This is a genomic window from Ideonella azotifigens (assembly GCF_006519715.1).
Taxonomy (GTDB): domain Bacteria; phylum Pseudomonadota; class Gammaproteobacteria; order Burkholderiales; family Burkholderiaceae_C; genus Ideonella; species Ideonella azotifigens.
On the sequence record NZ_VIDT01000116.1, the window covers coordinates 1 to 11,416 of the forward strand.

10 protein-coding genes and 1 pseudogene are annotated in these 11,416 nt (G+C 68.7%); 4 read left to right on the forward strand and 7 right to left on the reverse strand.

What is annotated here, in order from left to right; translation table 11 throughout:
- The coding region (locus FKP22_RS10015; protein ID WP_141287352.1) for a mechanosensitive ion channel family protein at nucleotides 1-1,390 on the reverse strand (1,390 nt) is incomplete at its 3' end.
- A gap of 3 nt (nucleotides 1,391-1,393) precedes the next feature.
- On the reverse strand, nucleotides 1,394-2,305 hold the full coding sequence (locus FKP22_RS10020; RefSeq protein WP_141287353.1) for a Tll0287-like domain-containing protein: 912 nt from the start codon (nucleotides 2,303-2,305) through the stop codon (nucleotides 1,394-1,396).
- A 262-nt stretch (nucleotides 2,306-2,567) separates the two neighbouring features.
- Here FKP22_RS10020 and FKP22_RS10025 point away from each other — a divergent pair, with 262 nt between their 5' ends.
- On the forward strand, nucleotides 2,568-4,745 hold the full coding sequence (locus FKP22_RS10025) for a prolyl oligopeptidase family serine peptidase (protein ID WP_231012793.1): 2,178 nt from the start codon (nucleotides 2,568-2,570) through the stop codon (nucleotides 4,743-4,745).
- 14 nt (nucleotides 4,746-4,759) lie between these two features.
- On the opposite strand, the gene FKP22_RS10030 is transcribed toward FKP22_RS10025, so the two are convergent.
- From FKP22_RS10030 to FKP22_RS10050, 5 genes are all read right to left on the reverse strand, one after another.
- Nucleotides 4,760-5,674 (reverse strand): pyridoxal-phosphate dependent enzyme, encoded by a 915-nt coding sequence (locus FKP22_RS10030; RefSeq protein ID WP_141287354.1) that lies wholly within the window; start codon nucleotides 5,672-5,674, stop codon nucleotides 4,760-4,762.
- Between the two features lie 35 nt (nucleotides 5,675-5,709).
- Nucleotides 5,710-6,510 (reverse strand): peptidoglycan-binding protein, encoded by an 801-nt coding sequence (locus tag FKP22_RS10035; protein WP_141287355.1) that lies wholly within the window; start codon nucleotides 6,508-6,510, stop codon nucleotides 5,710-5,712.
- An 85-nt stretch (nucleotides 6,511-6,595) separates the two neighbouring features.
- Complete coding sequence (locus FKP22_RS10040) at nucleotides 6,596-6,883, reverse strand: hypothetical protein (protein ID WP_141287356.1); 288 nt, start codon at nucleotides 6,881-6,883, stop codon at nucleotides 6,596-6,598.
- Between the two features lie 21 nt (nucleotides 6,884-6,904).
- On the reverse strand, nucleotides 6,905-7,852 hold the full coding sequence (locus FKP22_RS10045) for a hypothetical protein (RefSeq protein ID WP_141287357.1): 948 nt from the start codon (nucleotides 7,850-7,852) through the stop codon (nucleotides 6,905-6,907).
- A gap of 176 nt (nucleotides 7,853-8,028) precedes the next feature.
- On the reverse strand, nucleotides 8,029-9,309 hold the full coding sequence (locus tag FKP22_RS10050; protein ID WP_141287358.1) for an NAD(P)/FAD-dependent oxidoreductase: 1,281 nt from the start codon (nucleotides 9,307-9,309) through the stop codon (nucleotides 8,029-8,031).
- A gap of 265 nt (nucleotides 9,310-9,574) precedes the next feature.
- On the opposite strand from FKP22_RS10050, the gene FKP22_RS10055 reads away from it, so the two are divergent.
- The 3 genes and pseudogenes from FKP22_RS10055 to FKP22_RS10065 all read left to right on the forward strand — a co-directional run.
- The gene (locus tag FKP22_RS10055) at nucleotides 9,575-10,096 is read left to right on the forward strand and encodes a DUF1993 domain-containing protein (RefSeq protein ID WP_141287359.1); all 522 of its coding nucleotides are present in this window, start codon (nucleotides 9,575-9,577) and stop codon (nucleotides 10,094-10,096) included.
- Between the two features lie 2 nt (nucleotides 10,097-10,098).
- A complete protein-coding gene (locus FKP22_RS10060) occupies nucleotides 10,099-10,818 on the forward strand; it encodes an ABC transporter ATP-binding protein (protein ID WP_211361360.1) in 720 nt (239 codons plus the stop codon).
- 9 nt (nucleotides 10,819-10,827) lie between these two features.
- A pseudogene (locus tag FKP22_RS10065) lies at nucleotides 10,828-11,416 on the forward strand (TatD family hydrolase); the annotation flags it as partial.

Here is an 11,416-nt window from a genome sequence, read left to right on the forward strand (position 1 = left end):
GGATGGACTCGGCGAGCAGCGCGTGGGCCAGGCTCAGGTCATCGGTGTGCAGCGCGATGCGCAGGCACAGGCTGTGGGCCAGCGGCCCCATGGCCAGCGCGGCGCGTTGCACGAAGCGCTCGAAGTGATCGGGCTCCATGACCATGGCTTCAGCGCTCAGCAACTGCGAGGGCGACTGAGAAGGCAACGGCGCCACCTGAGCTCGCAGCCAGTCCAGCTCGCGCTGGCGTTGCTCGGGCTGCGGCGGTCTGTCCTGCGCCAGCTGGCCCTGCACCAGCACGCCCGCCTGGCGCCGGTTGCAGCGTTCATCGGGCCCGTATAGCGCCAGCTGGCCGGCAGCCAGCAGTTCCTGTCGCAGCGCGGCGGGCACGCCCGCCAGTGATTGCGCAACCAGGCCGCGCATTGCGGCAGGCTGCGGGGCAGCCGCTCTGCCGGCAGCCGCCGGCAAAGGAAGCTCTGCGGCCAGAAGCTGCTCCTGGGCCGGGCCATGGTCTGGCATGAGATGCCAACCGGCCGCCTCCTCAGTGCTGCCCAGCATGGGCCGCTGCGGCAGCGCCAAGCCTTCTCTGGACAAGGCAAACCACAGGCGCTCCATGAACAGGGAGGCGATGCGGGAGCGGTCCAGGAACTTCAGCGTGAAAAAGCGCGCCGCGAAGCGCAGCGTGCCGGTCAATGGATCGGAACCGAGGATGACGACGCTGGGCGCAGGCACCGGCACGATGTCCGTGATGTCGCTGCGCAGCACCTGCATGGCCACCCGCAGCACCTGGCTGGGAGAGCAGTTGCTGGCCATGTGGAACACGATCTGGTGCCGCGAGGGCTGGCTGGCGCGGATGATTTCCACCGAGCGGCTGGTGAATTCGGCGTTGGGCATCACCAGCAGCGTGCCGCGGTCGGTTTCGAGCGAGACCGACCGCCAGCTCAGCGAGACCACACGCCCCTCCAACTCGTCGCGCCGCACGTAATCGCCCACCCGCAACGGGCGTTCGATCTCGATGGACACGCCGGAAAACAGGTGCCCCAAGGTCGGCTGCAGCGCCAGGCCCAGGATGGCCGTCAGCAGCGCCGAGGTGGCCAGCACGCTGGTCACGTCCTGCCCCAGGCCATAGTGCAGGAACAGCACGCCCACCACCAGATACAGGGTGACGTTCAGCACCGAGCGCAGCAGGTCCGACGAGCGCCCCGCACCCTGCGTCGCGCTCTTGCCGAGCAAGAGATGGCTCAGCAGCCGCTGCAGAAGCTGCGCCACGCTCAGCGCCGTCAGGCTCATCGCCGCCAACTGGATCGCCGTGAGGTTGATGCCATCTGGCTCCGCATCAACGCCGTGCCCCAGGGTCACCACCACCAGCCACAGCAGGGCAGCCAGCGCCATCGCAATCAAGGTCCACATGGCTTATTTGCCCGCGTCGTCGTCTTGCTTGCTGAAGGCAGCGATGCGCTTGAGCGCCGAGTCCATGCTGGCCCGCAGCCGGATGATGGCCTCGTGCAGCTCGGAGAACTGCCCCGCCTCCTTCACCGCAAAAGCCGGCTGCTGGGCATGCGCGCCGTCCACGCTGATCGAATGCGCCGCCTGCGTCAGCCGCTCCAGCGGGTAGGTCACATGCCGGCGCAGCAGCAGCAGGAAGACCGCTGCCGAGAGCACGAACACGCAGGCCAGCGAGCCCACGGTCACCAGCACGCTGCGCAGCGCCTTGTCATGCGCGGGCTTGCTGGGCACCTCCACCACCTGCAAGGCCACCACCTCACCCAGCTTCCAGCCAAAGCCATTCACGGGCCCGTATTGCGCCACCATGGGCGCTGGCGCGGCCGCCGGCACGCTGTGGCATTGCAGGCAGGCCGGGTTGCTCAGGCGGATGGGGCGGGCCACGTAAAACCGCCTGTCACCAGACCCGCCGATTTCGCCACTCAACTCGCCAAGCTTGTCCTTGGCCTGGAAGTCGCGGATCAGGCCCACCTCCCAGTCATTGGCCCGATCCTTCACATTGGTCGGGTTCAGCGAAGGTTCGCGGTACTGGTATTCCGGGTACTTCCTGGTCAGCCGGTGAATCGCGTTCTGCGCCGAAAAAGACGGCACCTGCTGCACATTGAAGCCCGTGCCGCCTTGCAGCGTCTGCAGCGCCGGCCCCACTTCCTCGCTGGTGTAGGCCCGGATCGCCAGGCCCGTCTCGAGCAGCATGTCGGCCTTCTGCTTGACCTCATCCCGCGCCTGACGCGACTCCAGCTGAAACGAGATGTAGGCCGAGATGGCCAGCCCCAGGCAGAGGCAAAACGCCAGGGAGAGCGTGAACCGGGATTCAATGCGCATGGGGCCGCTTTTGCCTTTTGACCTTGCCGAATGGCGAACCCACGATGTTCGTAACTAAATGTGACATCTTGGTGACAAGGCTTCGGCGCCTCAAGCCGACGGCTGAATCCACGGCCGTCGCCGAACGAGCCTGAGCACGCTGCGCCGGTCGATGCCCGCCTGTCGTGAGACATCCGGCCGTTGGTTGGCCAGCTGCGGGTAAGGCCAGGGGCCGGCTTCGCCTACCATCGCGGGTTCCCATTCCCGTCTTCACGTCCTCCGCATGATCCAAAGCCGTACCCTGGCTGGCGCTGTTCGCCTGGCCTGGTCGCTGAGCCTGCCGCTGGCAGCCACCATTGTTCACGCTGCGCTGGACGAGGCGCCGCCCGCGCCCGTCGCGAAGGTGCGTGCGGTCACAGACACCTATTTCGGCGAAACGGTCCTGGACCGCTACCGCTGGATGGAAGACGACCAGGACCCCGACTGGCTGCCTTTCCTCAGGGGGCAGAACACGCACACCCGCGCGGTGCTGAGCGAGCTGCCCGGCCGCGCTGCGCTGCTGGCCCGCATCCAGCAGGTCTCGGGCGATTCGGTGGCCACCGGCCAGGTGCATCGCAACGGCGGCAAGCTGTTCTACCTGCAGCGCCCGGCAGGGGCCAACAACTTCTCGCTCTTCGTGCGCGACGGCAAGGGCCAGCCCCGGGTGCTGGTGGACCCGACCCAGCTGGACCGCGCCGGCCACCATAGCTCGCTGGACTGGTGGGAAGCCTCGCCGGATGGCCGGCACGTGGCCTACGGCCTGTCGCAGGACGGCAGCGAGGACTCCACGCTGCATGTACTGGACCTGGCCACCGGCCGTGACCTGCCCGAGCGCATCACCGACACCCAGAACGCCAGCCCCAGCTGGCTGCCGGACGGCAGCGGCTTCTTCTACAACCAGCTGACCGGCAAGGTGGACACGCCGGAGCGCTTCCTGGATTCGCGCGCCCGCTTTCACCGCCTGGGCACCAACCCGGCGAACGACCCGGTGCTGGTGGCCCGCGGCCGCGCCGGCTCGCCGGCCTTCGAGCGCATCCAGTCGCCCACGCTGCTCAGCTCGGCGCACGGCCCCTATGTGCTGCTGATGCTCAGCGACGTGCGGCCGGAGGTGGCGCTGTTCATCGCAACGCGGCAGGAACTGCTGGCCGGCAAGCCCCGCTGGCAGCCTGTGGCCGGTTTTGAAGACGAGGTCACCGGCTTCAACCTGCAGGGCGACAAGCTCTACCTGCTGGCCAACCACGGCCACCCGCGTGGCCGCGTGCTGCAGACCTCGGCGCGTGCGCCGGACCTGGCCACTGCCAGGGAAGTGGTGGCCGAGAGCAGCCTGGTGCTGCAGCAGATGGCCAGGGCCAAGGACGGCCTGTACCTCAAGGGCATGGACGGCGGCCTGGGCCGGCTGCAGCGCCTGGGCGCCGACGGCAAGCTCACACAGGTCGCGCTGCCTTTTGACGGCACGCTGGGCGGGCTGTCGGCCAATGCCGATGAAGACGGCCTGCTGTGCGGCCTGTCCGGCTGGCTGCAGCCAGCGGGGGTGTGGGCGGTGAGCGCCCGCGGCCAGGTGACCGACACCGGGCTGACCCCGCGCCCGGCCATCGACACCAGCCCCTACACCTCGGAGCGCCGCTTCGCGACCGCGAAAGACGGCACCCGCATTCCCTACGACGTGGTCTACAAGAAGGGCTTGCCCAGGGACGGCAGCGCGCCGACCTTCCTGCAGGCCTATGGCAGCTACGGCATTCCCGGCTACACGCCGTCCTTTGTCGGCCGCGCACTGGCGCTGCTGGACCAGGGCGCGGTGATGGGCTATGCCCACGTGCGTGGCGGCGGCGAATATGGGCGTGACTGGCACCGCGCCGGCCAGTTGGAGAACAAGCCCAACACCTGGCGCGACCTGATCGCCATCAGTGAAGACCTGGTCGCCCAGCGCTACACCTCGCCGCAGCACCTGGCCATTGGCGGCCGTTCCGCCGGCGGCATTGCCATGGGCATGGCGCTGACCGAACGGCCGGACCTGTTCGCCGCGGTGGTTTCGGGTGTGGGCTGGCACAACCCGCTGCGCTACGTGGCCGAGCAGAACGGCTACGGCGAAGAGCCCGAGTGGGGCAGCCTGGCCGACCCGGCCGGCTACCGCGCGCTCAAGGGCATCGACAGCTACCAGGCCGTGAAAGACGGCGTGCGCTACCCCGCGGTGCTGCTGACCACCGGCGTCACCGACCCGCGCGTCGCCCCGTTCCACCCGGCCAAGATGGCCGCCCGCCTGCAGGCCGCCAGCACCAGCGGCAAGCCCGTGCTGCTGCGGGTGGATTTCGACGCTGGCCACGGCATGGGCTCGACCCGCGCCCAGCAGGACGCAGAAGCCGCCGACACCGATGCCTTCATCCTCTGGCAGACGGGGGCCGCGGCGCACCAGCCGAAGCCCTAAAACTTCGTTGCGGCTCAGCTGGTGCGCCAGGCGCGCAGCTGGTCCACCGTGGCGGTGGCGCCGCCGCAGACGATGACCATCACGTTTTGGAAGTTGGCCAGCGCCGGTGCATTGGCATAGGCCAGCACCAGGCTGGCGCCGCAGGCGGGTTCGACCAGGATGCGGTGGTCGTCCAGGAAGCGTTCGCAGGCGGCCAGTGCGGCTTGGTCGGTCACGGTGACGCAGCGCACAGGGTGGCTTTGCAAGAGCGAGAAGGCTTGTTCGCAGACCTGCTTGGCTCCCAGCGAGGTGGCAATGCTGGTGATGGCGTCCAGCGCGATGCGCTCGCCGGCCTGCGCGGCCTGGTTCAAGGAGTCGGCGCCGATGGTTTCGACGGCGATCACCGAGACGTCGCCCCAGCCGTTGCGGCGCAGGCCTTCGACCACGCCAGCCATCAGTCCACCACCGCCCACCGACAGCAGCACCGCGTCGGGCCTGTCGCCTTGCCGCACAGCCTCGTCGATCATCGTGGCGTGGCCGGTCCACAGCAGCGGGTCGTCGAAGGGGTGCAGGAAAGCGTCGTGCTCGGTCAGCAGGCTCATCGCCAGCGCATTGGCTTCGTGCCAGGCCTTGCCGTGCACGATCAGCTCGGCGTTTTGCTGGCGGATCAGCTCGCGGGCATGCGCGGTGCTCGTCTCCGGCACGACCACGGTGACCGCAATGCCCAGCTCGCGGCCGGCATAAGCCGCGGCGATGCCGGCATTGCCGCCAGACGACGAAACGAAGCGCCGCTTGCCGCGGCTGGCGTGCCACTCGCAAGCCGCGCCCATGCCGCGGATCTTGAACGAGCCCGGCGGCTGCAGGGCTTCGAGCTTCAGCGTGACCTGGCGGCCGGCGGCCAGGCTCAAGGGGCGGGAGGTGACCAGCGGGGTTTCGATGTGCAGGGGCATGGCCCGATTATCGAAGCGCCGGCGGTCGGCGTGGCTCAGGGCATCAATGCGTCGCCGGTCTTGAAGGCCTGCGTGAAGTCGTTCACGCCGTGGTGGCCGCCGTTGACCAGCCGGCGCGCCTCGGCATAGTCCTGCCGCAGCAAGGCCTGCTTGATCTGGCGCTCCTTGCTGCCGAGGAACAGCGTCAGCAGGTCGGCCGCGACCTGGGCTGCGTTCGCCAGCTCGGGGTGGGCTTCCAGGTCCAGCGCGGGCTTGAGCTTGGGGCCGAATTCCTGGTAGTTGCTGCGGCCGGTCAGCTGGATGAAGCCGCGGCCCTTGAAGCGCTCGCCGTCGCCCTTGCCGTGGTTGCCCAGGTCGCTGCGGAAGTCGTAGAGGTCGAACGGCTGGCCGGAAGGTGAGGTGTTGAAGCGCGACTGGCCCTCGCTGATCGGCAGGAAGCCGGCGGTCTCGACCCGGATGGTGGCGATGGCCATCAGCACCATCGGCCTGTCATGCAGTTGGCCGTCGGCCAGCGACTGCAGCACCACCGGCAGGTGGGTCTTGATGTTGGCCAGCGGTGCGCCCGGGCACATCTGCGCGGCGATCTGCACCGACATGCCGGTGGTCGCATCAGGCAGCGTGCTGTCCGCCGCCAGCTCCAGTGCCTCTTGCGTGCGCGGGCCGGCCACACCATCGGCCAGCAGGTTGCGGCTTTTCTGGAAGCCGATGAGGGCCTGCTCGGTGGCCACGCCGAAGTCGCCGTCCGGCTCGCCAGGGTTGAAGCCTTTGCCTTTCAGTGCCAGCTGCAGCTGCTTCACGTCGGGGCCGCGGTCGCCCATGCGCAGGGTGGTGCTCATCTTGCTGTCTCCCAAGGCCGGTGTCGGATGAGCCTGCGCTGTCGCCGGCCATCGGCGACGCAGGCTGGAATGACCAAGCGGGTGCTCAGCGGAACATCTGTGCCGCGACGTTGAGCCCGGCAATCAGCAGCACGCCGGTCCAGCTGGGCTGCTTGCCGGCCGGCAGGCTGCCCAGCTTCACGAAGGTCGGCGGGTCCGGCAACTGGCCGGGCGGCAGCACCTTGAAGCTCGCGTGGTTGGTGGCGATGCCGGCGTCCACGCTGACGCGGTTGTCGACAAATTCCGACGCGCCGGCCTCTTCGTTGGCCACGCGGTTGGTGTAGCCGGCCAGGTCATCGCGGATGATCTCGACCAGGTAGATGTCATCGCTCATTGGCGTCTCCTGAAGATGGGCTCACGGCGTCAGGCCGGCGTTGCGGAAGATGGCGGCCAGGGCGTCGATCTGCACCTGGGTGCGGGCCTCGCGCACGTACTTTTGAAGCAGGGCGACGGCCGCATCCTTGGCGGCGGGCAGTTGATCGCTTGGCACGCTGAGGGCGGTCAGTGCGGCCGTCACCACTTCCAGCGTGGCGGTGGGGGCGCCCAGAGCCAGCGTCAGGCTGCGCTTGCTGGCCAAGGTCGTGCTGCTGAGGTTCTCCATCGTGTTGGCCACCATCAGCGTCTGGCTCAGGTTCCTGCTGGCCGCTTCGTCGCGCTTGTTGGCTTCGGCCTGGATGGTCAGGAAGGCGCCGTCCATGGTGCCGGCAAGGTAGTAGTCGTTCAGGTCGTTGCGCGCGGCCACCAAGGGGTAGGCGTCCGCGCTGCCGGGCAGGGCGACCAGGATGCGAGCCAGCACCTCCTTGCGCTTGGCCACCATGGTCGAGGCAATCGCGTCCAGCCCGCGGTTGTCGAAGAAGTTCTTGTCGACGACAGCCTTCAGGCCGGTGATGGTGGCCACCAGCGCGGCCAGGTTTTCCTTGGCCTGGGTCGCGTTCATCAAGGTGCCCAGCACGCTCAGGCCCAGCACGGTGCCTTCGCTGGCGGCGTCCAGCGTGTGCTTGTCGGTGGTCAGCGTGCGCAGGTAGTTCAGGAAGGCCACGTCCATCAGCACCAGGCGGTTGGCGATGTAGGCGTTGCGCAGCTCGCGGCGCCTGGTCGCATCGGCATTGGCGTCGCCCATGGCCTGGCTGAGGTCGAAGTCGTCGGTGGCGGTGAGCAGTTTGTTGCGCTGCAGCTCGCTCAGGCCGATGGGCGGCGGGCCGCCGACCTGCTGCAGGCTGCTGCAGCCGGCCAGCGGTGTGAGCAGGACAAGACCTAGACCAAGACCCGAAAGGGCGCAGCGCGCTTGTCGCAGGGTTCGCATGTGTCTGCCTTCCTGGCCGGAGCCAGGGCTGAACTGCGTGGGGTGTCCCGCATGGGCGGGTTGGCGGCGCTTGTGGGTGGTGTTCGTGCGCGCTGCCGCAGTTTGCAGCGATTGGCGTGGCCGCGCGTCCCCATTAAGTGGGGAGCGGGCCTTGTCCCGGTCGGCGTGCCGGCTCGTCAGTGCAGCTTCAGCCGCCCCGAAACGCGCCGTTGCAGCAGCCGCGCCAGCGCCAGCACCACGGTGTTGCCCAGGCCGACGATGGCGCGGTGGTGCATCAGGTGCAGCGAGATGTACATCCACTTGGCCAGCAGGCCTTCGACGAAGAAGTTGCGGCCCGACAGCCCGCCCATCAGGTTGCCCACGCCCTTGTTGTCGCCCAGCGAGACGAGGGAGCCGAAGTCCTTGTAGACAAAGCTGGCGGCCAGCGGACGCTCGCGCAGCAGGCCGTGGAAGACCTTCAGCAGGTAGCTGGCCTGCTGGTGGGCGGCCTGGGCGCGGGCCGGCACCAGCTTGCCGTCCTGCCAGGGACAGGCGGCGCAGTCGCCCATCGCGTAGATGCCGGGCACCGAGGTTTCCAGGTGCTCGTTGACGATGAACTGGTTGGCCTTGTTCACCGCCAGGCCGAGTGTGGTGTTGGCGTCTGCGCCCTTGATGCCTGCGGCCCAGACGATCAGGTCGGCCGGCACTTCGCCCTGCGAGGTCTGCAGCGCACCGGGCTTGATCTCCAGCACGCGGGTGCCGGTCATGACCTTGATCTGCTTGCGCTCCAGCGCGGTGGTGGCCTGGCCCGAGATCTTCTCTGGCAGGCCGCCCAGCAGCCGTGGGCCGGCCTCGACGATGCTGATGTCCAGCCGGAAGCGCTGTCCCTTGCCCAGGCCGTCCAGCAGCTCGTTGTGGGCCTCGATCAACTCGGCCGACAGCTCCACGCCCGTGGCACCGCCGCCAACGATGGCCACGCCCAGCGAGCGCTGCGGCGAAAACGAAGCCCGCGCAAAGGCGGCCAGCAAGTGGCGGCGGAAGCGCTCGGCGTCCTGCGCCTGTTCCAGCACGTAGGCATGCTCGGCGCCTGGCGTGCCGAAGAAGTTCGAGCCGCTGCCGACGGCCAGCACCGCCCAGCGAAAGCTGATCTGGCGCTCGGGGGCGATCGCGCGGCCCTCTTCGTCCAGCAGCGGCGCCAGCGTGATCTGGCGCTTCACGGGGTCCAGCGCGCGCATCTCGCCGAGCGCGAAACCGAAGTGGTTGCGCCGCGCGAGGATGGTGTAGGACAGGCCTTCCTGGTGCGCATCCAGCGTACCGGCGGCCACCTCGTGCAGCGTGGGCTTCCAGATGTGGAAGACCGAGCGGTCGACCAGCAGGACCTTGTCGCGGCCTTCACGGCGGCCCAGCTGCCGCCCCAATTGCGCGGCCAGCTCCAGCCCGCCGGCGCCTCCGCCCAGGATGACGATGTCGTAGTGCATGGGCGCGTTGTAACAGAGGCGGGCGCCCATTGGAACGACAGATGCATGGCCGCATCGCCCAGTCGCTTCGCTGTTGTTTGGCTGGTGCTTCGCGTTTGCCAGAGGCCGGCCAATGGCGTACGCGAACGCCGCGATGACCGGCCGCCACCACGGGTGATCGGCCAACGCCGGCAGCGGAAAGCGCGCATGCTTATGATCGCGGCCACTCAAGCGCAGGCCACTTCAGAAGCTGGCCCGGCCAGTCAACCCACACCAGGAGACTCCCATGTCCATCACCCTGTCTTCCGCCAGCCTGCCCGTCTTCAAGAGCGTGCTGCGCAACCTCGATCACTGCCTGGACAAGGCAATTGCCAATGCGCAAGCGCGCAAGTTCGATGCGAACGTCTTCGTCGGCATGCGCCTGGCGCCCGACATGCTGCCGCTGTCCTCGCAGGTGCGCATTGCCTGCGACGCCAGCAAGCTGGGCATTGCCCGTGTCTCCGGCCTGGAAGCGCCGAAGTTCGACGACAACGAGACGACCATGCCCGAGCTGAAGCAGCGCATCCACCGCACGCTGGCCTGGCTGGACACGGTGCCCGGCAGCGCCATTGACGGCAAGGAAGAGACCGACGTGACCTTCCCGGTCGGCAAGGACCGCACCCGCACGATGAAGGCCGAGGCCTACCTGAAGCACTGGGCCATGCCGAACGCGTTTTTCCACGTCACCACCGCCTACGCCATCCTGCGCCACAACGGCGTGGACCTGGGCAAGCAGGACTACCTGGTTGGCGCCAGTGCTGCTGCCTGAGGATGCAGCCCAAGCCCGCAGAACTCGACGCAAGGGCCACCGCGATTGGCGCCGGCCCGCTGCTGCAGGTGTCGGGCCTGGGCAAGCGATACGGCGCACTGCCCGTCTTCAGTGGCGTGTCTTTGCAGATCGCCGCGGGCGAGTTCGTGGCGCTGCGCGGCGAGTCCGGCGTGGGCAAGTCCACGCTGCTCAACTGCATCGCCGGCCTGGACCGCGCCGATGAAGGCAGCGTCAGCCTGGCGGGCCGGCCGGTGCACCAGCTGCCGGAGCCCGAACAGGCCCGGCTGCGGCGCGAGCTGCTGGGCTTTGTGTTCCAGGCCTTCCACGTGCTGCCTCACCTCAGCGTGGCAGACAACATCGGCCTGCCTTTGATGCTGCTGGGCCGGCCTGACCCGGCGCGGGTGCAGCAGATGCTGGATGATGTGGGCATGGCCGCTTTGGGCGGGCGCATGCCTTCGCAGCTGTCAGGCGGGCAGCTGCAGCGCGTGGCGATTGCGCGCGCGCTGGTGCACCGGCCGCCGCTGATCCTGGCCGACGAGCCCACCGGCAACCTGGACCGCGACACGGCCGACAAGGTCTTCGCGCTGATGCTGCAACGCGCCCGCGAACGTGGCCTGGCCTTTGTGCTGGTGACCCACGATGCGGCGCTGGCCGCGCGCTGCGATCGCAGCTTGCGCATGGAGGCCGGGCGTTTGCTGCAGCCTGAAACCGAAGGCGTCTAGGCCCCCACGATGTGGATCGACACCCACTGTCACCTGGACGCGCCCGAGTTCGACGCGGACCGGGATGCTGTGGTGGCGCGGGCGCGGGCCGCAGGCGTGGACATGCTGGTGCTGCCGGCGGTGGCGGTCTCCAACTTCGACACCGTGCGCGAGCTGGCGCACCGGCACCTGCTGAGCTACGCGCTGGGCATCCACCCGCTGTGCGTGGACGAGGCCAACGAGGCCGACCTTGACACGCTGGCCGCGGCGCTGAAGGCACACGCCGGCGACCCGCGCCTGGTGGCCGTCGGCGAGATCGGGCTGGATCACTTCGTGCCCGGGCTGGACCGCGAGAAGCAGGAGCGCTTCTACTGGGCGCAGCTGAAGCTGGCGCGTGCCGCGGGCCTGCCGGTGCTGCTGCATGTGCGCCGCTCGGCGGACGCGGTGCTCAAAGGCTTGCGGCGTTTCTAGGGCGTGGGCGGCATTGCCCATGCGTTCAACGGCAGCGCCCAGCAGGCGGACGAGTTCGTCAAACGCGGCCTGCGCCTGGGCTTTGGCGGCGCGATGACCTTCGAGCGCGCGAACCAGATCCGCGAGCGCTTGGTGGCCGTGCCCGAGA

What these genes read in the sequence shown, in the direction of transcription:
- FKP22_RS10025 (WP_231012793.1), top strand. Translation starts at nt 2,568, where the DNA reads ATGATCCAAAGCCGTACCCTGGCTGGCGCTGTTCGCCTGGCCTGGTCG.
- FKP22_RS10030 (WP_141287354.1), bottom strand. Translation starts at nt 5,674, where the DNA reads ATGCCCCTGCACATCGAAACCCCGCTGGTCACCTCCCGCCCCTTGAGC.
- FKP22_RS10045 (WP_141287357.1), bottom strand. Translation starts at nt 7,852, where the DNA reads ATGCGAACCCTGCGACAAGCGCGCTGCGCCCTTTCGGGTCTTGGTCTA.
- FKP22_RS10020 (WP_141287353.1), bottom strand. Translation starts at nt 2,305, where the DNA reads ATGCGCATTGAATCCCGGTTCACGCTCTCCCTGGCGTTTTGCCTCTGC.
- FKP22_RS10060 (WP_211361360.1), top strand. Translation starts at nt 10,099, where the DNA reads ATGCAGCCCAAGCCCGCAGAACTCGACGCAAGGGCCACCGCGATTGGC.
- FKP22_RS10035 (WP_141287355.1), bottom strand. Translation starts at nt 6,510, where the DNA reads ATGAGCACCACCCTGCGCATGGGCGACCGCGGCCCCGACGTGAAGCAG.
- FKP22_RS10040 (WP_141287356.1), bottom strand. Translation starts at nt 6,883, where the DNA reads ATGAGCGATGACATCTACCTGGTCGAGATCATCCGCGATGACCTGGCC.
- FKP22_RS10050 (WP_141287358.1), bottom strand. Translation starts at nt 9,309, where the DNA reads ATGCACTACGACATCGTCATCCTGGGCGGAGGCGCCGGCGGGCTGGAG.
- FKP22_RS10055 (WP_141287359.1), top strand. Translation starts at nt 9,575, where the DNA reads ATGTCCATCACCCTGTCTTCCGCCAGCCTGCCCGTCTTCAAGAGCGTG.